At 48.7% G+C, this 21996-nt stretch carries 29 protein-coding genes; 11 read left to right on the forward strand and 18 right to left on the reverse strand.

Translation table 11 applies throughout. The features are described from left to right. The first annotated feature begins 74 nt into the window (after positions 1-74). Positions 75-506 carry a hypothetical protein gene (locus M977_RS18485; RefSeq protein WP_064517836.1) on the forward strand — a complete coding sequence of 144 codons (432 nt, stop codon included), beginning with the start codon at positions 75-77 and terminating at the stop codon, positions 504-506. Between the two features lie 730 nt (positions 507-1236). On the opposite strand, the gene M977_RS18490 is transcribed toward M977_RS18485, so the two are convergent. The 9 genes from M977_RS18490 to M977_RS18530 form a co-directional block, all read right to left on the reverse strand. Then, the gene (locus M977_RS18490) at positions 1237-1689 is read right to left on the reverse strand and encodes a hypothetical protein (RefSeq protein ID WP_157092090.1); all 453 of its coding nucleotides are present in this window, start codon (positions 1687-1689) and stop codon (positions 1237-1239) included. Positions 1690-2158: 469 nt separating this feature from the next. Further along, positions 2159-4387 carry a DUF5906 domain-containing protein gene (locus M977_RS18495; RefSeq protein WP_245163517.1) on the reverse strand — a complete coding sequence of 743 codons (2229 nt, stop codon included), beginning with the start codon at positions 4385-4387 and terminating at the stop codon, positions 2159-2161. A 200-nt stretch (positions 4388-4587) separates the two neighbouring features. Next, positions 4588-4788 (reverse strand): hypothetical protein, encoded by a 201-nt coding sequence (locus tag M977_RS18500; RefSeq protein WP_064517841.1) that lies wholly within the window; start codon positions 4786-4788, stop codon positions 4588-4590. Between the two features lie 68 nt (positions 4789-4856). Continuing rightward, on the reverse strand, positions 4857-5123 hold the full coding sequence (locus M977_RS18505; protein ID WP_064517846.1) for a derepression protein: 267 nt from the start codon (positions 5121-5123) through the stop codon (positions 4857-4859). Beyond that, entirely contained in the window at positions 5120-5299 is a 180-nt protein-coding gene (locus M977_RS18510; protein WP_064517848.1) for a hypothetical protein, read from the reverse strand. The genes M977_RS18505 and M977_RS18510 overlap by 4 nt, the downstream gene beginning before the upstream one ends. Next, positions 5292-5819, reverse strand: a complete 528-nt coding sequence (locus tag M977_RS18515) for a host cell division inhibitor Icd-like protein (RefSeq protein ID WP_083962961.1) — start codon at positions 5817-5819, stop codon at positions 5292-5294. Before M977_RS18515 ends, M977_RS18510 begins: the two co-directional genes overlap by 8 nt. 184 nt (positions 5820-6003) lie before the next feature. Next, entirely contained in the window at positions 6004-6276 is a 273-nt protein-coding gene (locus M977_RS18520; RefSeq protein WP_064517850.1) for a hypothetical protein, read from the reverse strand. Positions 6277-6301: 25 nt separating this feature from the next. Further along, on the reverse strand, positions 6302-7063 hold the full coding sequence (locus M977_RS18525) for a hypothetical protein (RefSeq protein WP_064517851.1): 762 nt from the start codon (positions 7061-7063) through the stop codon (positions 6302-6304). A 53-nt stretch (positions 7064-7116) separates the two neighbouring features. Continuing rightward, complete coding sequence (locus tag M977_RS18530; RefSeq protein ID WP_064517853.1) at positions 7117-7386, reverse strand: Cox family DNA-binding protein; 270 nt, start codon at positions 7384-7386, stop codon at positions 7117-7119. Positions 7387-7518: 132 nt separating this feature from the next. Here M977_RS18530 and M977_RS18535 point away from each other — a divergent pair, with 132 nt between their 5' ends. Together M977_RS18535 and M977_RS18540 are read left to right on the forward strand one after the other, a co-directional pair. Next, complete coding sequence (locus M977_RS18535; RefSeq protein ID WP_064517855.1) at positions 7519-7818, forward strand: helix-turn-helix domain-containing protein; 300 nt, start codon at positions 7519-7521, stop codon at positions 7816-7818. Between the two features lie 111 nt (positions 7819-7929). Beyond that, the gene (locus M977_RS18540) at positions 7930-8967 is read left to right on the forward strand and encodes a phage integrase (RefSeq protein ID WP_064517856.1); all 1038 of its coding nucleotides are present in this window, start codon (positions 7930-7932) and stop codon (positions 8965-8967) included. Between the two features lie 116 nt (positions 8968-9083). On the opposite strand, the gene bssS is transcribed toward M977_RS18540, so the two are convergent. From bssS to mdtH, 6 genes are all read right to left on the reverse strand, one after another. Then, a complete protein-coding gene (bssS, locus tag M977_RS18545; protein WP_034456211.1) occupies positions 9084-9338 on the reverse strand; it encodes a biofilm formation regulator BssS in 255 nt (84 codons plus the stop codon). A gap of 353 nt (positions 9339-9691) precedes the next feature. Beyond that, entirely contained in the window at positions 9692-9937 is a 246-nt protein-coding gene (gene dinI, locus M977_RS18550) for a DNA damage-inducible protein I (protein WP_064517858.1), read from the reverse strand. Between the two features lie 199 nt (positions 9938-10136). Next, the gene (pyrC, locus tag M977_RS18555; RefSeq protein ID WP_064517860.1) at positions 10137-11183 is read right to left on the reverse strand and encodes a dihydroorotase; all 1047 of its coding nucleotides are present in this window, start codon (positions 11181-11183) and stop codon (positions 10137-10139) included. Positions 11184-11316: 133 nt separating this feature from the next. Then, on the reverse strand, positions 11317-11877 hold the full coding sequence (locus M977_RS18560) for a lipoprotein (protein WP_064517861.1): 561 nt from the start codon (positions 11875-11877) through the stop codon (positions 11317-11319). A gap of 170 nt (positions 11878-12047) precedes the next feature. Then, a complete protein-coding gene (gene grxB, locus M977_RS18565; RefSeq protein WP_064517864.1) occupies positions 12048-12695 on the reverse strand; it encodes a glutaredoxin 2 in 648 nt (215 codons plus the stop codon). Positions 12696-12770: 75 nt separating this feature from the next. Further along, positions 12771-13979: a multidrug efflux MFS transporter MdtH gene (gene mdtH / locus M977_RS18570; RefSeq protein ID WP_064517866.1), complete on the reverse strand. Its 1209-nt coding sequence runs from the start codon at positions 13977-13979 to the stop codon at positions 12771-12773. 241 nt (positions 13980-14220) lie between these two features. On the opposite strand from mdtH, the gene rimJ reads away from it, so the two are divergent. The 5 genes from rimJ (at position 14221) to M977_RS18595 (ending at position 18649) form a co-directional block, all read left to right on the forward strand. Beyond that, positions 14221-14805 (forward strand): ribosomal protein S5-alanine N-acetyltransferase, encoded by a 585-nt coding sequence (rimJ, locus tag M977_RS18575; protein WP_034456200.1) that lies wholly within the window; start codon positions 14221-14223, stop codon positions 14803-14805. A gap of 9 nt (positions 14806-14814) precedes the next feature. After that, positions 14815-15471, forward strand: a complete 657-nt coding sequence (locus M977_RS18580) for a YceH family protein (protein WP_064517868.1) — start codon at positions 14815-14817, stop codon at positions 15469-15471. A gap of 3 nt (positions 15472-15474) precedes the next feature. Then, on the forward strand, positions 15475-16398 hold the full coding sequence (locus tag M977_RS18585) for a Gfo/Idh/MocA family protein (RefSeq protein WP_064517870.1): 924 nt from the start codon (positions 15475-15477) through the stop codon (positions 16396-16398). A gap of 117 nt (positions 16399-16515) precedes the next feature. Then, a complete protein-coding gene (murJ, locus tag M977_RS18590; protein WP_064517872.1) occupies positions 16516-18051 on the forward strand; it encodes a murein biosynthesis integral membrane protein MurJ in 1536 nt (511 codons plus the stop codon). Between the two features lie 112 nt (positions 18052-18163). After that, entirely contained in the window at positions 18164-18649 is a 486-nt protein-coding gene (locus M977_RS18595; RefSeq protein ID WP_064517874.1) for a cold shock domain-containing protein, read from the forward strand. A gap of 47 nt (positions 18650-18696) precedes the next feature. Here the strand turns inward: M977_RS18595 and flgN are convergent, their stop codons facing one another. From flgN to flgA, 3 genes are all read right to left on the reverse strand, one after another. After that, entirely contained in the window at positions 18697-19119 is a 423-nt protein-coding gene (gene flgN, locus M977_RS18600; RefSeq protein WP_064517876.1) for a flagella biosynthesis chaperone FlgN, read from the reverse strand. Positions 19120-19221: 102 nt separating this feature from the next. After that, entirely contained in the window at positions 19222-19542 is a 321-nt protein-coding gene (flgM, locus tag M977_RS18605; RefSeq protein ID WP_064517878.1) for a flagellar biosynthesis anti-sigma factor FlgM, read from the reverse strand. Positions 19543-19661: 119 nt separating this feature from the next. Then, entirely contained in the window at positions 19662-20321 is a 660-nt protein-coding gene (flgA, locus tag M977_RS18610) for a flagellar basal body P-ring formation chaperone FlgA (RefSeq protein WP_064517880.1), read from the reverse strand. 152 nt (positions 20322-20473) lie between these two features. On the opposite strand from flgA, the gene flgB reads away from it, so the two are divergent. Genes flgB through flgD form a run of 3 tightly spaced genes read left to right on the forward strand, consistent with a single transcriptional unit; the run spans position 20474 to position 21987 of the window. Further along, entirely contained in the window at positions 20474-20890 is a 417-nt protein-coding gene (gene flgB, locus M977_RS18615; RefSeq protein ID WP_064517881.1) for a flagellar basal body rod protein FlgB, read from the forward strand. A 3-nt stretch (positions 20891-20893) separates the two neighbouring features. Next, on the forward strand, positions 20894-21298 hold the full coding sequence (gene flgC, locus M977_RS18620) for a flagellar basal body rod protein FlgC (RefSeq protein WP_034456187.1): 405 nt from the start codon (positions 20894-20896) through the stop codon (positions 21296-21298). An 11-nt stretch (positions 21299-21309) separates the two neighbouring features. Continuing rightward, positions 21310-21987, forward strand: coding sequence for a flagellar hook assembly protein FlgD (flgD, locus tag M977_RS18625; RefSeq protein ID WP_064517883.1), 678 nt, complete (start codon positions 21310-21312; stop codon positions 21985-21987). Positions 21988-21996: the final 9 nt, after the last annotated feature.

Here is a 21996-nt window from a genome sequence, read left to right on the forward strand (position 1 = left end):
GAGGTATTGATAATATCGTTATGTTGTTTATAATGCAATCAATGAGTGTTATTTTAATTAATGGAGATGTGGTGATGATTACAATTCAGGACTTACAGGAGCTTTACGAGAAGCAATATAATAAGAGAAATGAAATTCAGGCGCGGCTGCGCAAAGCTGCTTGTGAGCTTATATGTAACTATCGCCAGTCGCTTGATGTAAATGAAGAGTATATTAGTGTGGGGTATTTAACTTACACATCTTTCATCAAGACGCCAGTGGAAAATATTGAGATGAATGAACACAACGCATTGTGTTTTATTCTTTCAACTTTACTTGATCCATTAAATCCCGAAGATTCAAATATTTCTATTCAGATTGCTTTACGGGAAATAAAGGGCGGAGACATTGAAGTGATTATCAATGGTGATCAAGAAACGGTTGTATTAGCTGATGAAGGTAGTAATCGCTATAGCATAACGGTAATCGCAATTAAAACCGCTGTGATGAATGAGATTACACGTTAACTAAAACAGCCTGTCAGATTCTGCCCGCCTTTGTGCGGGCTTTTTTGTGGCCGTCTGACGCCACAGAACGCGCTGTAATCCATTCATTTCTTTCCGACCACTCTTGGTTTATCTCATACAGACGAACGCGCACAGCGTCGCCCACGCATCGTGACGAAACGAAAGACGTCACGGAAACCGCGCTACACCGCACCCGCCTGCGCTCTTTGCGTCATAAAGTTTTTTCAGTTGTGGATTTATGCAATTGATACCCGCAGACCGCGCCAGCACTGGTGATTTCGCGTGAAATGCCAATTGCACAAAATGAAATGAATTTCAGTAGATTTCAGTTGTGAAGCCTGTTAGCGCCGGAGAAGAAAACACAGAAACCCAGATGTGATGCGGCTTAGCGCCGTTTTACGTGAGAATTTATGTCCCACGGAATGCGCCGCAAAAATACCACGTAACAGGCGAAAGCCTTGCCGGGCGCGGCCTGGTGGTTTATGGGGTAACTGAAATCGTTTGCACAGCAAACTGGGGGACAGGGTATGTTTTGTATAACCGCCATAAGTCTGGCCGCATACAAAACGCACCAGTCAGGCCATGCCCGGCACCATGAATTTCGTGACTTTTGGCGGGTCTGGCAATGATTCGCGGTAAGTGATGACTACAACAGTGTCAGAATAAAAGCCAGCATGACTTTCTGGCTATTATTTCTGGTTTCTGGCAATAAGGTTGAATGCCTTTTTATTTACTGATGAACGCCTGATTCATCTTTTTTTATCATTTCGGTAAGTATTCCAACCAAATCACGCTGCTGGTCGGTATTAAGATTATTGACAATACTGATAACAGACCTGGGGGATTTTTTTCTAGCATTCACTTTTTTATGCTTATTTGTATGATGCATAAAAGCCACTGTCATGACGAACTGCGATAAGCATTCCGTATTTATACATCGGCATGAAAGATCAACATCTTTATTATCTTTATGTTCTATAGCAAATACTGGCGCTCTAACTCCACAATCAGGACACTTGACCCGCATATTTATTCCCCCATTAACCCTTTTCGACAGTGCGATTATCATATCGTTGATTATCGAGATGTCGATAACTATCGTGGATTTTGATAACAGAAAAAGAACGCCTGCCAGAAAAGAAGTGTTCGGGACGGTTGTTAATTTTGTGTTCATTTCTAACACAATCGCAACCATTAAAAACTGTGCGTAAAATTCTCTGGCGATAAAACCCGGTTTTTACTGTCCCATCTGTACCAGACAGCCATAAAGCCAGATATGGCGCGGCCTGTAGCTGGTACAGATACCTTTTTTCATATCTGTACCATTTACCCCAAACTGTCCCATTATCGTCGCTTTGGTATAGTTGGTTTAGTTATGGTATAGATAAAATAAATAACTGTACCAGTATAACTCTATGTAATTCATGTGATTTGTATGAGGTGGTACAGTTGGTACAGATATAAGTCAGGCTCTGTTGAAAAAACTCTAACCAAAAGGACTTGTTAAAAATAAGTGGTTATATTGTTTTGTGGGTGTAGCGTGACGAATTGAAGAATCTCGCCGTTCAGGGCTTCTTTTCTGGCGGGGATATGTTGGCAAAAAAAAGCCCCGTCAGATGCGGGGCGTGTGATGTGTAGCAATGCGGAAAGGTTTACCAGAAAGACTCACCAAATACCTGTTCAGGGGCGCTGTTCAGCATACCCGCAAAGCTACTGCGTATTGCGTCCCAGCCCTCAAAATCTTCCTTCGCCGGAAGCTCGTAGAAAATCCCGCCCCGGTCTGCGCGTCCCACTCGCTCAAGCCCAATGGCGGCAAAAATGCGTCCCATCATCCTGCGAGCCGCTGGCGCATTCATGGCAAATCCTTCCTCCTGAAACTGCGCCATAAAACGGGTAACTTCCTCACTGGCTGACAGCCTCGCCAGCCCACGGAACGGGGACGGGCTGCACAGTTCACGGTACACATAGTTTTCAGCAGGTGGCAGGTTGCTGAGAATTTCCCGGACCAGCCCGGCAGTGACCGGGGCGCGGCGCGGGTCAAATGTGGAAAGGTCAGTATTCAGCAGGTACGCCATCAGGTGCGATGCGCCATCGTTGTTGATCCAGTTATGCAGGCGGTCAAAATAATTCTTCTCCTGCGCATGTTCCGGTGTCGGCTCCAGCACCAGATAACGGCGCTCCCGGATACTGGCGCGTAACACCTGCTCGCTGTTACTGGCGAATATTAGCCGGGAAAAGTTCGGCATTGGCTCCGGGTCTATGCCCTTACGCTCAAGGTTAATCGTATCCTCACTGATGATCCCTTTCAGCCTGTCGGCTTCGCGGCTGCTGTTCACGGTCACTTCATCAGCAAACACCATCAGCTTGTTAGCCATTGTGGCGTTAAATTTCCCGGCAATCTGTCCGGCTCCGTTCACCTGTACGCCGTACTGCCCCATCATTTGCAGAATGGGTTTAACCGTGGTGCCTTTCCCCGTTCCGGGAATGGCTTTCAGCACGATAGCCACAGACGGTTTTTCATCGGGGCGCTGTACAAGATGCGCCAGCCAGCCCACCAGATATAAAAATGCCTGGTGATTGCCTGCGCAAATAACTTTTTCCAGATGCTCCAGATAGGGTGACACATCGCCCTCACGGGGCGTGACGCCCCAGCCCGTAAACAGGTTGTAGACCTGCGGCGGGCACTTCTCCGGGCGTGGATAGAATCCCACACCGTCCGGTTTGTAGGCTTTACCCGGCCATTGCAGCCATGCCGCGCCCTGGCTACGCTTCGCTATCTGCTTTTCATGCAGAAAATAATTGCGAAACTGTGACAGCTCTTCAAAAACGTGCGTTTTTCCGTTGACCATGCAGGGCTTCATACTGACCACCCGATGTTTGCCGCCGATAGTCACGTGTGTGTATTTCTGATTCAGGCGCTCCAGCTCTGTCACCTCCTCATCAGATAACACCACACTGTCACCCAGCGAGCGCCGCGCCTCATGCAGTTTCGTGGCGTTCATTTCACGCAGGCTGACGGTAAACGCCATTTTAGCGGCCTCGATACCGTGATGCTGGCGATAATCGTCCCAGTCCATCTTCATTTCACCCGGAGGCAGTGCAATCCAGCCGTTAACGGCCAGCGCGGCCTTTTCCCCGTTCAGCTTCCCGCTGTTGATTTTGGGCTTTCCCCGTTCGTCCAGTTCGCCGGGAAAATGCCAGTCATTATCGGCAACGATAATAATTCTGGCCAGTGGCCAGCGTTCACGAACGGCCAGCGCAACGGCTCTGAGATTACCGTCATCGAGCGCGGCAATTATGACGCCCTCATGCAGCATTCCGGCGCTTAATGTAGTCGCAACGCCTGTACCAATCAGAATACAGGCAGGCTTCTCCGGCAGGGGGGCAGGCGTCCAGACAGCGCCCTTTTTCGTGCTTCCGGCCATGATTTTTTTACTGCCATCCGGGGCAATGAACTGAGCGCCGCACACCGCGCCTCTGATATCCGTCAGGGCGAGACACAAGCGACCATCAGGCAGAACCGGAATCACGACATGACCCAGACCTTTACGCGCCAGATAAGGTGACGACCCCGGAAGGGTGCTTTTCAGCACACCGGACACCCGCGCGGCCACATTTTCACTGCCTGCACTGTCTGAGGCTTCTTTTCTGGCAGGCAACGGGCTGACAGCCTGCGTAAAAGCAGCACCGTTCAGCACGTCACCCACACGCGACGCGGCTACACCAATATCGACTTTCAGCACCTGTTTCACCAGGTCCAGCCCGTCACCGTGTCCACACTGGTTACAGAACCACGTTCCCCGTTCATCTTTATTATCGAAACGGAAACGGTCAGTGCCACCACATGCCGGACAGGCACCGTGTTGTTTATTTTCAGGCACATGAATACCCAAAGAAGATAATAAAAACGGCCACCGACCCCGTGATAGGGTAGATACTTCCGAAATTCTCTGTGTCATAATGCTCTCGCTATTTAGCGTTTTAATCGTGTTATATGCATTCGCTGATTTAGCGCCACAAAAACCATTCCAGACAGTTCAACTCCGTGTATATCTTGCCCCGTGTGCGACGGGGCATTTTTTTAATCACGCTCTGAAAGGTCTGTCACCAGTGAAACTCTTATCTTTCTGAAACCCCGTTTTGCCGCCGTTTTTAACGCGATATCCCGCGCCGTCAGAATATGACGCGCTGCAATGTAATAAACGGAACACACTGGATTTCCTTTGCGACTTACGGATTCCATCACAATTTTAAAATCTCTTAACTGTTCATCATTGAACATATTTCATCCCTCTTTATGTGAATAGAGCCAGCCCGCAGACAAGCGAAACTGGCTTTCTGTAATGTTATTTAACTGTCCTGTGAATCCGCAGGGCGCTCAAGTAATCCCCGTTCGTCCATTTCTTCACAAATAAAAATCATGTCTTCACTGATGTAACTGAAAATATCGGCTACCAGTGTCGAATGTAATTTCACTTCCGAAGCGCCATGCAAGTCAGAATGCATAAATTCCGAAACACCCATCACACGGTTAAGTTTGCTGATGCATTTTGGGCTTAATGAGTTCTTTTTATTTGTGGCGTGTAGCTGTGTGACACGGCTGCTTTTATTTTTCATGCGCGTATCTCCCGGATGAGAGTAATACGGGCATGCTGGTATCCATTTTCAATTGCCTGTCGGATGGCTTCCGCTCGCGCTGAGTCACGGCATCTGGCGGTGAGCGTGTAATGAATCCCAACCGTGTTTCCACGTTTGTTAACGGCAAAGCCGGAGGTCTGGAAGGTTTTACGCATGGTGCACCTCCTGAACAGGCAGGCGACCCGCAAAAGCGGCGATATGATCACGGGCAATCAGGCGACGGGCTGTAGGGTAGTCACTGGCGATGACTTCTTCACGGTGTGGGAGGTCAGACAAATCAGAACGACGAACGGCCAGAAACAGCCAGGTATATTGCAGATGCGAGGAAACCGGGGTAGTCATCATGATGATGATCTCCTTGTACTTAACAAAGGAGTCACCACCAGAGTTGCAACGCTCGTGATTGGTGGTGACACTGACAGGGGTTGCAATACCGGCGTACAAGGAGACCGGCCAGCCCGAAAGCTGCCCTGCCAGCGCCACCATTGATTCTGTGCGGGCATAGGCCGCTGAATATGGGGGTACTGACTTAACGACAATAAAAAAGACGCAATCGGCGTCTACTGTCGCCTTGTACTGTTCCGGGTTGCAACGCCCGGTTGTCACTGTGGTGACAACCCATAAACTATACCCCTGCTTTGCTAAGCTGTTCAAGCGAAAGTTATCAAAATTCATTTGCTTGCCTATTGTTGGGTTATGGTGCATGTTTCGTCCTGTTAGCAGAGAGCGAAGCGCGTATGACAAGGCTTTCTTCAGTGGATGGAACGCGACAGGGCTGTGACAACATCCAGGGATAAGAAGAAAGGGCGCGACCCAGAACCCGGAGCATTTGCTCCGGGTTTTTTCGTTTCAGCCCCGTTTAGATCCAGATTTCTTTGCTGTTCCCACCCTGGCTGTACCGCTCAATTCTTTCTTCAAGCTCATCCAGTCTGTTAAGCGTGTTCGCAAGTGGGGTATTATTCCCGGCACTTGAAGCTGAGAACGTCATAGCCACCCCGCCTCTTGCCTGGCTGAAATTTTTGTTTTCACTCATGGCCTGACCTGCGACCATAATCATATCCATCACGTTAAAAATATTTTTCTCCGTCACTTCAACGGTTTTACCGTCAATGGTGAGAGTGATTTTTTTCATTCTTTACATCCTTGTTTACTGTGGTTTAGCCTTTGCGTTTATTAATGACTCTTTCGGCACTGATTAAAATGCTGCTTTCATATTCAGAGCCTGGGAAATCAGTGTAATATTTCCCGAGGTAATCATTAAATTCATAATTCAAGGTTTTTTCTGTCTGATTTTTATAGCCGTAGCATGCCGCCAGATTCATCGCAATCGGGTTATATATGCCATTTGATGGTGTTATGTTTTTGATATAGTCAAACGCAGAGAGATGGACAACCTCTGTAATGCCATCTTGTGAGTTCTCACATTCAATAATTGAACGGTCAATCACTTCACGAATGGCAAAAATAAATTTACCTGTGGTATTTTCAGTTCTGGCCGTTTTGTAATGACGAATGGCATTTACATATTCTGAGTAAGTGCGATAAGAAGCGGCTTTAAATATCACAATTTCATCTTCAAGATTATCACGGGCAATGCTCAGTGTTTTAAGTTTGCTTTCGTGCTTCTCTTTTCTGTCCATCGCTTCGATAATGGCGCTGACATCAGCATGTGAGTTTACGGCCAGCATTTCCAGTTGATTAATGCTTTCTTCTTCATCTTTAATCAGATTATTAATTTGCACGAGGCTGGAATGCAGCTCTTTAAATTTATTGAAGCAAGGTTCATATTGTATTGTTGCTTCACTGGCTTTCTGGTGCGCATTCTTTTCAGCTACATCCAGTTTCTGAATATAAGCGGGTACATCCTGTGCTCTTACATCAATAAATCGTGAAAATAACTGCTTTGATTCGAAATTCATTTTTATTCCTTATTTAACAGACCTGATTTTCGTTTTATTCAATACCGGGATAGTTATCCGGCCATCCCCAGCCACTGTAACCAGCCGTCACGAATTTCTTTCGGTCTGCTGTCATAGGCCATTTTCATGCCTGCGTTCCATGCGGGAAGATAAACCCAGTATTCCCCGGCTCTGCCTGTCACCGACGCCGGATCAGTCATTTCGATGACCGGAAGCTTGCCTTTCTCGATCATGCTTTTTACTGCTTTTTGACTTTTACCGATAACCCTGGCGAATTCCTTGTACGGAAGTACGTCACTGACGCTGACAAGTGTGTTATCCATCTGTTACCCTCATTTGTTGGGATGCTGATAAATGCTTGTAGTTGCCATCAGAGGTTGTTAAAGGCTGGCAATGATTAGTATTTAGCGCATTAATTATCGAAAACAGCATATGATTATCGAGGTATTGATACTGTGTCAATCGACATTTCCGAAAAACTGAAACTCATGCGCGAATCAGAACGAATGAATCGCAGGCAACTTTCTGATCTTGTGGGGATACCTTATTCAACCCTGAGTTATTACGAATCAGGGCGAACAGAGCCGCAGGGAGGGGTGTTAATGAAGCTGCTACAACACCCGCGCTTCACCAAGTACACGCTGTGGTTTATGACCGAAACAACTGCACCTGAATCCGGACAAATTGCACCGGCTCTCGCACACTCTGGGCCTGGCGAAACAACGTCGCAGCATTACGACCAAAAGACTGGCTAACAATTAACCACTGTTGCGGGTGCTCGTCATGCCATGTAACAAAATGTGACACACGAGAGCAGTTCTTTACCAAATGTAAACAAAATCTAAACGATTTCGGAGGGCTTCAACTTGTCTGTTAAGAAGCTTGATGATGGTCGTTATGAAGTGGACGTAAGACCTGCCGGACGCAAGGGAAAACGTGTTCGCAGGAAATTTATTAAAAGAAGTGAAGCGCTGGCCTATGAAAAATACATTCTGACAAGTCAGCACGAAAAAGAATGGCTACCCCGGCCTGTTGATAATCGGTCAATGTCCACTCTGCGTGATGAATGGTGGCGCATACGTGGCCGGGTGACAGAACATGGCCTGAGTTATCAGGGCAAAATAAACAGGTTCATTCTGCTTATGGGGGATTTATGCGCTTTCCAGATTAACAGTGAAGTCATCACCAGATACCGTGTAGAGCGGATTGCCAGTGGTATTAAGGCAAGCACTGTTAATCGGGAGTTATATACGCTTTGTGGAATGTTTACCTGTCTCAAAGAGTCCGGAATATTCAGCGATGAAAATCCATTCAGGGGATATAAGCGACTGAAAACTGAAAATACCGGAATGAGCTTTCTCAGTACGGGTGAAATAACCCGACTACTGGGGATGCTGGAAGGCGATAATTACCGCCTTGCTACCCTTTGCCTGAGTACCGGGGCAAGGTGGGGGGAAGCCCGAAGCCTGAGACGTGAGCATATTATCCATAACCGAGTGCATTTCCTGAAAACAAAAACGGGTCAGGCGCGTGTGGTTCCTGTTTCGGCGGATGCTGTTACGAGTATTGTGCATGGGGATTTGCCCTCTGGCCTGTTGTTCCCCTCCGCAAATTACAACCTGTTTCGGTCAATACTCAAAACAGCCAAACCAGATTTACCGCGTGGTCAGGCAAGTCACGTTCTGCGGCATACTTTCGCCACACACTTTATGATTAACGGAGGAAACATTATTACTCTGCAACGCATACTGGGGCATGCAAGGATTGAGCAGACGATGGCTTACGCACATTTTGCGCCGGAGTATTTGCAGGATGCTATAGCGTTCAACCCACTTCGTGGGAAGCTCTCACCACCAGAAAAAGGGGAGTGTCCACATAATGTCCACACTCCAGCGTCTGATTAAGGCTTTTAGATGCTTTAAGAGCCAGTGCTCATGCAGTGAACCCGCATGAACACTGTATTTTATACCTTTGACAAGGCACCTTTAGGTGCCTTGCGTTATTTGAGTAGCATCGACAATCAATGCTTACGATAATCGTTTACCTGGTAATCACTAGATTCAATCTTAGCAATCCCGGCTTCTAAAATAGAAATAAATTGCCGGGCAACATCCGTGGTCAGCCATAAAGTTTGACCGATTTCAGTTTCGTCGTGCTTTTGCGTATTCGAGGTCAGGTAGTGCAGGCGAAGCATCAGGGCATCGTAGCTATCAACGGTGCTGATGTCCCATCCGATAAGGGGATGGGTCTGGATAACATCACTATTTTTTTCCATCATAACCCCTTTTATACGTGTGTTTGAGACAACGGTTCGTGAGGTTTAATGCTTGTTTAATGTGAAGCCAGTTAAGTATATCAATGATTAAGCTATTTCGACGGAGAAATAAATACCCTGCAACACTTTTTTTACAATAAAGCGCTTAATTGCACAATAAACCGCCATGATATTCTTTATTGAATCAGATGATTCTGGGTAATGTACAAGAAGGGAAATTATTTAAATGAGCGAATTTCATACAATTAAAAAAAACCGGATGGCGACACCCGGTATAAAGATAACAACGAGGGAATTTTTACCTGAAATGAGCGGCAAAATGATCTAAAGCCAGCCCATTCCCATTATGTTTTTTAATCCGCAGCAAACCAGTCGTCAGCGCTTTCCCAGGTCTCTTGCAATATTTCGCTAATGCGATCGCGGTCTTCTTTGGTAGCCCCTAAAACTGACAGGTTATTTGCAGCGGCATAACGCACCTGAACGTGGTTAACGTTTTCAGGATAGTGTTGAGTAATACGGCGTGAAAGTTCATTGGCAAGCGCATCAATAGCGCCTGGTGGCAGAGATGTAGTTTTGGCAATAGTGACTTCAATACGCATAACAGCCCCCTGTAGAACCCGTCATACTTCAAGTTGCCCCTTTGTTGGCTGCGTTCACTCACCCGAATCACTTACCTATGTAAGCTCATCGGGATTCGTTCTCTTGCCGCCGCGATGCAACTGGAATTATTTAGGGTTAATAATATACTGGATATTTATACAGTCATATCGCCAGTGATGCAACAGGGGGCGGTAAAAATTATGCTTTAACTGACCAGGCTACTTTCTCACCGGCCAGGAATGGCACGATGCTGTCATCGGATGTTTCGATGGTTTCTGGCATTTCAACCGGAGTGCGAACCAGTTCGATAGTCTCTTGGTTAACAGGTAAACCGTAGAAACGCGGGCCATTGAGGGATGTGAACGCTTCGAAGTGCTGCATTGCATTCATCTCTTCAAATACCGTCGCGTAAGCACCCAAAGCAGAAGGGGCGTTAAAGCAGCCAGCACAACCACAGCTTGCTTCTTTGCGATGGCGTGCGTGTGGTGCGGAGTCAGTCCCCAGGAACACACGGTCGCATCCGCTTGCAACCAGTTCGCGTAACGCTTCCTGATGCACACTGCGTTTTAAAATAGGCAGGCAGTACAGGTGAGGGCGCACGCCGCCAACCAGCATGTGGTTGCGGTTAAACATCAGGTGTTGCGGGGTAATAGTTGCACCTAACAGGGAATTGCCTTCCTTCACATACTGTGCGGCATCTTTGGTGGTGATGTGTTCAAACACCACTTTCAGTTCCGGCAGTTGCTTACGCAGCGGTTCCATGACAGTTTCGATAAAGCGTGCTTCACGGTCAAAAATATCAATGTCAGCGTGAGTTACTTCACCGTGAATCAGCAGCGGCATACCGATTTTTTGCATACGCTCAAGCACAGGTAGGATTGCGGCGGTGCTGGTCACGCCATGGCTTGAGTTAGTTGTCGCATTTGCCGGGTAGAGTTTTGCCGCAGTAAACACACCTTCATTAAACCCGCGTTCAACTTCGTTCGGGTCCAGAGAATCAGTCAGGTAGCAGGTCATTAAAGGCTCAAAACTATGCCCTTGCGGTACGGCGTCGAGAATACGCTGGCGATAAGCGATGGCAGCTTCAACCGTTGTCACTGGCGGCGCCAGGTTTGGCATCACAATCGCGCGACCATAAATTTCGCTGGTATAAGGCACAACCGTTTTAAGCATCTCACCATCACGAAGGTGAACATGCCAGTCATCTGGGCGGCGAATTTTTAATACCTGAGGTAATACGGTCATGAAAGTGCTCCGGCGTAGGAAGGAAATAACGATGATTTATGCCGGGCACAAAGGATAAGCGCAAACGTTTAGCTTTGCACCATTTTCGTTGAGATTTTCTTGGGGAGGATGTGCCTCCCCAGTGTTTCAGAGCTTACTCGGTGAACGGGATAATGATTTCGCCTGGTTTGATCTCAATCCCTTTGGCATATTTCTTCGCCAGTTTTTCGCCTGCACTATTATCTTCACTCAACACGTAAGCGGGCTGTTGGTTGAAGTAATTGCGTAGCGACTGATTGAGATATGGAATCAGGGTCTGGACAATCGTCTGCATTTTCTCAGGCTCGACGGTTGCCTCTACCACTTCCATTTCTTGCAAATAGATAGCACCTTGCTCTTTATTAAAGGTCGGCAAGGCTTTGAGTTTAAGTTTGATATTAGCTTTTTGATTGCCGAACAAAGATGTCATATCCAGTTTGGCATCGCCAGTCAGGGTGATTTTGTTCGGTTCTTCGCGGCCAATCGCACTGGCTAAATTAGTTAAGACAATATGGGCATCGGCAACGCCTGGCAGGCCAATATCTTTAGAGAAATTATTCCGTTTGTGCAGCGCCTGGTTGATTTCCTGTTCGCTGACGGTGTATTGCGTTAGCTGGTTACAACCCACCACTAATCCGCTGAGCATCAAGGCTGCGGCTAATACTATTTTTTTCATGGATATCCTTAACATGCTGCATCGGTCACAGATCCTGACATAAAGCATCATGATGTACTAGTACCGGGCGTGCTACAGGAAAAGGCTTAATTTTTTATTCGACAGAATAAGTTTTTGAACCATGAGATAAAGGCGGGTTAACTTACCCGCCGTAGAACCATTAACAATCTTTAAATGGCGTGGGATGACAGCAGGTTAATTTGCGTCTGTTTGGCCATATTATCCCGGTATGCCGCGACACGACTCGGCCACTCAATTCCGGCAACCAGCGTCAGGTTACGCAGCAGTGGGAAGAGGTGGATATCGTCATCAGACAACTCACCGTTGACGGCATTGGGCTGCACGATAAGTTTATCGAGCTTACGTAAATCATCGCTGATTTTTTTGGTCAGACCCGATGAATGCGTCAGATGGTCAGTAAAAGAACCGATCATTGCCTCTTTCTTCTGTGCGAAGTAAGCCCGGGCTGCAGGTGTGGCAAACTCATCAAAAGGCGCTTTCGCAATACGCGGCAATAACAGGTGTTGGACATAGCTATTGACGTGGCGTAACCAGTCGCTGATAGCTGAATTAGCAGCGCCGGTCAAAAGTGGTTCACCATCAATTTTGTCGACGTAGTGCACGATATCCATGCTTTCAGGCAGGTAGCGACTGTCATCTTTTTGCAGGATTGGCGCCATTTTCTTGCCAATCATTTTCGTCGGGGTTGCTTCATCGTCGTTTAGCAAGACGACCAGCTCAACGGGGATATTCTTTAAGCCAAAAATCATTCGTGCTTTAAGGCAGAAAGGGCAGTGATCGTAAATATAAAGCTTCACGTTACTCCTCCATATCAATCGTCAGGAAAAATCCGTCAATTTTTGAGTATGGAGGAGAATACCAGGGGCTGCAAACTAGTTGCCGGGTTCAAGCATAGAGGGGTCTATCGGTTTCGGGCTAAATTGCCACCACAAGGCGATGAGCGTGATGAAGCCTATAATCCCTAACATCACCCACGGAAGTTCCGGTTGGTTGATACTTTTCCCAGCATCGAATAACCAACCCCCACCGGCGTAACCAAATGCGCCGCCAATCGCCAGACCCAGTCGGCTAAAGCCCATATAACTTCCACGCGCACGGGAATCAGCAAGTGATGCCCCCAGCGTTTCGCGGGCAGGTTCGGCAATGATTGAACCGATATAAAACACGCAAATTAGCGTGAACAGTTGCTGAAGGTTATTGGCAAGGCCAATCGGCAACATGGCCAGGGACATAAGGAACAAACCTGCCATCAGCCGCTGCTCGAGACGGAAACGTTTTTCGCTCCAGCGTGCAATAGGGTAGAGCAGCGTTAAGGATAGTGCCGCTTCAATGGCATACATCCACTTTACTGCGGCAGGCGTACCGGCAATTTCGTTCACCATAATCGGCAGCATTAACATCACCTGCACCGCCAGCATGTAATATCCGGCCAGCGTTAACACATAAGTGATGAAACGTTTGTCGCGCAGCACGCGTCCCATGCCTTCGAGCATTGGCGTGCGAATGGTAGAGAGTTTATACGCAGGAAGCAGCCAGGCATTGACGATGGCGCAAATCACAAACATCACCGCGCCCGCACCGCACACCAGACGAAAATCGTATTGTAGCAACCAACTGCCGAGCAGCGCCCCAATGACGGCACCAGCGCTGTCTTGCATCATTAATATCGAGAAGAAACGGCCGCGTTGATGTGGACGCACCAGTTTGACGACAAGGGCTGCGCGAGGTGGGTCGAATAGTGTGCCCCCGATAGCAGAAATAAAACATGATAACCACAAAACCCAGGGTTCATGAGCGATGCCCATCAGCGCAAAACCGACGGCGCGCAACAGCATTCCGGTGACAATCATCGGTTTGGCACCTAGCCGGTCGGCGATGGCGCCACCGAAAATACCTAGCCCTTGCTGAGTAAGCTGACGTAGGCCCAGCGCAATGCCGACCATTAATGCCGCCCAACCCATTTGGTCTACAAAGCGAATGGAAATAAGAGGGAAAACCACGAAGAAGCCTAATACAACTAACATATTATCGAGCAATAAGAAGTATTTACCCTGGCTCCTGGCCTGCGCGACCCGTGACATCTCCCCTCCAGGGAACTTAAAAGTGTGACAAACCTCTATTCTCCACTGCTCTCAGGGTTTTTGACAGGGCGTACGGCGACAATATTTTTTTATCAATCCGGCGCTTTGATTTAACTCGTTAATCGAAAAAAGTATGGCCGAATGAGAAATCTGCATGTTGTTGTTTTCCTTCCATCGCAAGGGGCAGGTATAGTAATTACGTTGGCTCAAAAATACGTGGGATGTGAGGAGTAGGGTGAACATGTTTGGCTACCGCAGTAACGTGCCGAAAGTACGCTTAACAACGGACCGCATGGTGGTGCGTCTGGTGTACGAGCGAGATGCCTGGCGTCTGGCAGATTATTACGCCGAAAACCGTCAGTTCCTGAAACCCTGGGAACCCATTCGTGATGACAGCCATTGCTATCCTTCCGGCTGGCAGGCGCGGCTTGGCATGATTAGCGAAATGCATAAAACCGGTAGTGCTTATTACTTTGCGCTGCTCGACCCGGAAGAGAAAGAGATCCTTGGCGTTGCCAACTTCTCAAACGTAGTGCGGGGCTCATTTCATGCCTGCTATCTCGGCTACTCACTTGGTGAGAAATGGCAGGGGCAGGGAATGATGTTTGAAGCACTGACCACGGCTATTCGCTACATGCAGCGTAGCCAGCATATCCATCGCATCATGGCGAACTACATGCCGCATAACCAGCGCAGCGGTGACCTTCTCGCTCGCCTTGGTTTTGAAAAAGAAGGCTATGCCAAAGAGTATCTACTGATTGATGGCGTGTGGCGGGATCATGTTTTGACCGCACTGACCACCAAAGAATGGACCCCTGGCCGTTAAGGACAATAAATGAAATATCAGTTAACTGCGGTTGAAGCACGAGTTGTGGGTAGCCTGATGGAAAAGCAGGTGACCACTCCCGAACAGTATCCGATGTCGGTCAACGGTGTGGTCACGGCATGTAACCAGAAGACCAACCGCGAACCGGTGATGGATCTGAAAGAGCATGATGTTCAGGAAATGTTGGATATTCTGGTCAAACGCCACTTTTTGCGCACCGTCAGTGGGTTTGGCAATCGGGTTACTAAATACGAGCAACGTTTCTGCAATTCTGAGTTTGGTGACCTTAAACTTTCTGCGGCAGAAGTCGCGGTGGTCACCGCCTTACTGCTACGTGGCGCCCAAACGCCAGGCGAATTGCGTACCCGCTCCGGAAGAATGTTTGAGTTCAGCGATATGGCGCAGGTTGAAGCGACTCTTGAACATCTCGCCAATCGTGAAGACGGTCCTTTTGTGGTGCGCTTACCGCGTGAACCAGGCAAACGCGAAAGCCGCTATATGCATCTTTTCAGCGGTGAGGTTGATGCGGCGCAGGTTGTATCATCAGCACCGGAAAGCAGCATTGCCCCTGCTGGTGATTTAACAGCGCGTGTCGAACAGCTCGAAAATGAAGTTGCTGATCTTAAGCAACGCCTGGATTCACTGCTCGCTCATCTCGGAGATTAATTAATGACTAAACTTCGCGTAGGCGTTGTCGGTTTAGGGGGTATTGCCCAAAAAGCATGGTTACCCGTTCTGGGAGCCTCCAGCGACTGGACACTTCAGGGCGCATTTTCCCCAACACAGGCGAAAGCTCAGAAAGTCTGCGACACCTGGCGTATCCCCTATATTCCTTCTATTGCTGAACTGGCGGCACAGTGTGACGCCGTGTTCGTTCACAGTGCGACCAGCAGTCATTATGCGGTAGTGAGCGAGTTATTGCAGGCAGGTGTCCATGTTTGTGTGGATAAGCCGCTGGCTGAAAACCTTGCCGATGCTGAACGTTTAGTGGAAATGGCGCAACGTCAAAAGCGTACGCTGATGGTTGGTTTTAACCGCCGTTTTTCACCGTTGTACCAGGGTCTGAAAGCGACACTGGCGAATGGTTTATCAGTACGGATGGATAAACATCGAGCAGACAGCGTTGGTCCAAATGACCTGCGTTTTACCTTGCTTGATGATTATCTGCATGTGGTTGATACCGCACTGTGGCTGTCTGGCGGTGAAGCGCAATTGCAAAGTGGGACTCTCGTGACCAACGACCAGGGGCAGATGCTTTTTGCTGAGCATCACTTTGCCCGAGGCAACCTTCAAATCACCACCAGTATGCATCGCCGGGCGGGTAGCCAACATGAGTGGGTTCAGGCGGTCACAGAGGGTGGTTTGTACGACGTTACAGATATGCGCGAATGGCGTGAAGAGTGCGGCAATGGCGTGGTGAACCGTCCAATCCCGGGCTGGCAAACTACACTCGAACAACGCGGTTTCGCTGGATGTGCGCGTCATTTCCTTGATTGTGTGGCAAATCAGACAGTTCCTGAAACTTCCGGTGAGCAGGCGTTAATGGCCCAGCGGGTAGTAGAGAAACTGTGGCGCGATGCGATGAGCGAATAATGCGGTAACATCTGATAGTAGTAATTCGGCTGGGTATCGGTAGACTAAGCGCCTGATCGAAATGCCCTTAACAACGCCTGCCTTGCAGGCGTTGATGTTTGTGGAACCATATAATAAATGAATCTATTAAAATCGCTGGCCGCCGTCAGCTCGATGACGATGTTTTCTCGCGTGCTCGGATTTGCACGTGATGCCATTGTGGCAAGGGTTTTTGGGGCAGGGATGGCGACGGATGCCTTTTTTGTGGCATTCAAATTACCGAACCTTTTGCGCCGTATTTTCGCCGAAGGTGCATTTTCGCAAGCGTTTGTCCCGATTCTTGCTGAATACAAAAGTAAGCAGGGTGAAGATGCGACTCGCGTATTTGTCTCGTATGTTTCCGGGCTGCTGACGCTTGCACTGGCGGTTGTTACTGTTATCGGGATGATTGCGGCACCGTGGGTTATTCTGGTCACAGCACCTGGCTTTGCGGATACGGCCGATAAATTCGCGCTCACCTCCAGCCTGCTACGAATTACTTTCCCGTATATTTTCCTGATCTCTCTGGCCTCGCTGTGTGGGGCGATACTGAATACCTGGAACCGCTTCTCTGTTCCGGCGTTTGCTCCGACATTCTTAAACCTCAGCATGATTGGCTTTGCACTCTTTGCTGCACCGCACTTTAACCCGCCGATTCTGGCGTTGGCCTGGGCGGTAACCGTTGGCGGTGTGTTGCAGTTGGCGTATCAATTACCGCATCTGAAAAAGATTGGCATGCTGGTTTTACCGCGCGTGAACCTGAAAGATGCAGGTGCGATGCGTGTGATCAAACAGATGGGGCCTGCGATTCTTGGTGTATCCGTCAGTCAGATCTCATTAATCATCAACACCATTTTTGCTTCATTCCTCGCTTCCGGTTCAGTTTCCTGGATGTACTACGCTGACCGTCTGATGGAGTTCCCATCTGGGGTGCTGGGTGTGGCACTGGGTACCATTTTGCTGCCTTCACTGGCGAAGAGTTTTGCCAGCGGTAATCACGATGAATATTCACGCCTGATGGACTGGGGTTTACGTCTGTGTTTCTTGCTGGCGCTGCCAAGTGCGGTTGCATTGGGGATTCTGGCTAAGCCGCTCACTGTTTCACTGTTCCAGTACGGCAAGTTCACCGCTTTTGATGCCTCTATGACGCAACGTGCGCTGGTGGCTTATTCCGTCGGTTTGATGGGGCTGATCGTAGTGAAGGTGTTGGCACCCGGTTTTTATTCGCGCCAGGACATCAAAACCCCGGTTAAAATCGCCATCGTGACGCTGATTTTGACCCAGGTAATGAACCTTGCGTTTATTGGCCCGCTCAAGCACGCCGGGCTGTCGCTGTCGATTGGTCTGGGGGCATGTCTGAATGCCAGCCTGCTATACTGGCAACTGCGTAAACAGGATATTTTCCAACCTCAGCCGGGCTGGAGCGCATTCCTCTGGCGCCTGTTTGCTGGTGTCATTGTGATGTCAGCGGTATTGGTTGGCATGATGCACATTATGCCGGCCTGGGATCTGGGCACCATGCCGTATCGTATACTGCGCTTAATGGCCGTTGTCGTGGCCGGTATCGCAGCTTATTTCGCAACGCTTACGGTGTTGGGATTCAGAGTGAAGGATTTTGCCCGACGCACAATGTAGCGTGATGGCAATTTATCGTGCTGACACGTGCCAAAGGCATAGTCGGCACGCGCATTCTGCATTAAACTGCGCGCTGCAAAATTTGACTTATTGAACGATTAATTAGGCGGTAATAGCGATGCACGGGACAATCACAACCTGGTTTGAAGATAAAGGTTTCGGTTTTATCAAAGATGAAAACGGTGACAATCGTTATTTTCATGTGATTAAGGTCGCCAACCCTGAACTGATTAAGAAAGATGCTTCAGTCACTTTCGAGCCAACGACGAACAACAAAGGCCTGTCGGCATTTTCTGTGAAGGTTGAACCAGACAGCAAGTACATTTATATCGCAGGCGAGCGCATGAAAATCACCTCGATTAAATCCTTCCTGGTTTACAGCGAAGAAGTGCCTGCCGAAACCAAGATTGATAAAGAGAATGCGGTGCTGTCTGTGGGCGCATTGATGAATAGCATTCGTCCGAAGGTTGACCCGAAACAGGGGCAGATGCGTACCTTGAAAAAGCTGGCAGTGACCACTTTCCAGGGCACAACGTTAATCTTTTCTGAAGATGAAATTGATGTAGAAGCGACAATGAAGATTCTGAAGGGTCTTTAACGCGTTACTTGGGCGGTGCTTTGAAACCGCTCTTATTCTTTCTGGCACTAAATCGTTATTTTCTTCCCACCACGACTGACCGTGGTCGCCTGCCCATCAGCCCCATAAAGATTAGGTTCCTGATGCGGTTTGAGTACCGCCAGCGCTTGTTCATTACGCGCTAACTGATCCTCTAATAGCCAACCGTTATGCTGGTTGATATCACGTAAGTGCTGCGTTTTCTGCGTAATCGTCTGCCAACGCTGGGTAATATCCGTGCTGCTGGTATTTTCGGCTTTCTGTGCGTCACGGCGAAGCTGTTCGAGATAATCTAACGTCGCAAGTAGCGAGCTTTTATCTTCAGTAATGCGCTGCAACGCACTGCCATTCACATGGCCTGCGGATAGTTGTTGCTGCTCGGCGTCCATCACCTCTTTCAGAGAGTTGAGCACCACAGTCATTTGATCCATTACTTCTAACAGACGATTCATGCAATTATTTACTCTGGATATATACCCGTCATACTTCAAGCTGCTGGTGCGTTGACTGCACCCGTGCGCCCCAGTCACATAGTTATCTATGCTCCTGGGGACTTACGGCCTGGTCGCCTTCCCGCCACTTAAATTATTTTGGGTATCGCTGAGAGCTTCCTGGATTAATGCATCGGCGATTTTGCCGGTATCCATTTTAAGCTCGCCGTTACGGATCGCAGTTTTGAGTGCTTCAACGCGTTCCATATTAATATCACCGCTGCCTGGCTGTATTAACTTAGCCTGCGCGTCACTGAGTGTCACGTTGGTGCTGGTTGGCGTGGTACTTTTTTCCAGACGGCTCTTTTGAATCGGAGCTTCTGATGTTTCACGTGGTTGTACGGTACTTACCGGTTTCAAAGGAGACGTGCGATCAATGCTCATTATTCTATCCTCATCGAGGTGGCTCGCAGCATTTGAGCCTGCCAATATCTATCATCTGTTAACACACTATCGGCAGTCGCCGCAGAACCTTTATACCCTTCTTAATCGCCAGTTGAATATTACAAGTTAATCAGAATATTCCCATCAACATCTACTGTCCCGCTTACAATCTGACCAGAATCCATTCGTACACGCGCATTCTGCGCGACAGCCGCATTGTTGAGTGCTTTGCCTTCGCTATTCACACTAAAACCTTCACCTGCAGCAACAACCTGGACTCGTTGCCCGGCTTTCACTCGCCATGACTGGCGCACCATCGACAGCATAATTGGCTGATTGGGTGCGATGTCGCGCAGTGTTACAGCATCGTTTGCCTGGCGAATATCCAACATGGCACGCGGAGGAAGTTGATCCAGTCTCCCGCGTTTAAGTTGTACCTGGCTTTCATTAATGACACTGCCACGTGGTAGCGCCTGGGCTGCAACGACGTAATTTCCAATAGCCTGCACTTCTGCCTGAATAAAACGTTTGGCATCACCACATCGAGCTAACACGCTCACGGTTCCCCACAGGCGACCATTACCGGGCATTGAAAAATCGGGAAGCGGGCAGGAGGGTAATTGTGCATCGGGTGTTTTCACTTTTACCGTTACTTCATCGCTTATGCCCGCCAGACGCTGCTGAAAAAACTGGTTCAAAGGTGCATCCAGAATACTGGCGAATGCCGGTGGGCATGCCAGTAAAAGCGCAATCGTGCTCCAGGTTTTCAGACCGTTCATAACGTCTCTCCTTGTTCAGGTTGCAGTGATTTTAACCGCACACGGAATTGATCAAGGCGACAAATAGCGACGCATTTTGTGTCTATTCCAACGATAACGCACGCGTAAGGGGCTTTAAGCTGTCGGACAAATCCTAATTATGCGGAGGGAACATGCTAGACAAACTGGATGCCGCGCTGCGATTTCAGCAAGAAGCGATAAATTTGCGCGCCCAGCGTCAGGAAATTCTGGCAGGGAATATCGCTAATGCCGATACCCCAGGTTATCAGGCTCGCGATATAGATTTTGCCAGTGAAATGAAAAAAGTGATGGACAGAGGACGTGTTGAAGGTAGCGGCGTATCGCTTGCTCTTACCTCTTCGCGCCATATTCCGGCACAAACTCAAACTGTCCCACAGCTTGATCTCCTCTACCGCATTCCTGACCAGCCATCCATGGATGGCAACACCGTCGACATGGACCGCGAACGTACACAATTTGCCGATAACAGCCTGAAATACCAGTCAGACCTGACGGTTCTCGGCGGCCAAATCAAGGGCATGATGTCTGTGCTGCAACAGGGTGGCTAATAGATGGCTTTACTGAATATTTTTGATATTGCCGGTTCAGCGATGGCCGCGCAGTCCAAGCGTATGAACGTGGCGGCGAGTAACCTGGCTAACGCCGATAGCGTCACAGGTCCCGATGGTCAACCGTACCGTGCCAAGCAAGTTATTTTCCAGGTGGATGCAGCTCCTGGTGCTGAAACCGGTGGTGTGAAAGTGACTGGCGTTGAAGAGAGCCAGGCACCAGACAAGCTGGTATTTCAGCCAGGTAATCCGCTCGCTGACGCTAAAGGTTACGTGCGGATGCCAAACGTTGATGTGGTAGGTGAGATGGTCAACAGCATGTCTGCCTCCCGTAGCTACCAGGCAAATGTGGAAGTACTCAACACTGTGAAAAGCATGATGTTGAAAACCCTGACTCTTGGTCAGTAAAGGAGTGACTGATGGGCATAGCCGTTAATATGAACGACACCACGACCAGTGGTGTTAATACTTTATCGGGTAATAGCAGCATTACCGGGAATAATGCTGCCGATCTTCAGAGTAGTTTCCTGACGCTACTGGTTGCGCAGCTCAAAAACCAGGACCCGACCAACCCTCTGCAAAATAACGAACTGACTACGCAACTTGCGCAAATCAGCACCGTGAGCGGTATTGAAAAACTCAACACCACGCTCGGTTCAGTGTCAGGCCAGTTAAACAATAACCAGTCAGTTCAGGCAAGCGCCCTGATTGGTCATGGCGTGATGATCCCTGGTTCTAAAATTCTGGCAGGCAAAGAGGCGACCACGCCGTTTGGTGTGGAGCTGCAACAAGCCGCCGATAAAGTTACCGCTACGATCACGGATAACACCGGCAAAGTGGTACGCACGCTCGATATTGGTGGCCTAAGCGCAGGCGTTCATACCTTTACCTGGGATGGCACGATGACGGACGGTTCGACGGCGCCAGACGGTGCTTATAACGTCGCTATCAATGCCACAAATGGTGGGACACAACTGGTTGCTCAGCCGCTCAATTTTGCGATGGTCAACGGTGTGACACTCAGTAATGGCAAGACCTTGCTCGACCTCGGTACTTACGGCACCTCCACTCTCGACGACATCAGGCAGATTATTTAAGCCTATAAC

This window comes from Buttiauxella gaviniae ATCC 51604 (genome assembly GCF_001654835.1).
Lineage (GTDB): Bacteria > Pseudomonadota > Gammaproteobacteria > Enterobacterales > Enterobacteriaceae > Buttiauxella > Buttiauxella gaviniae.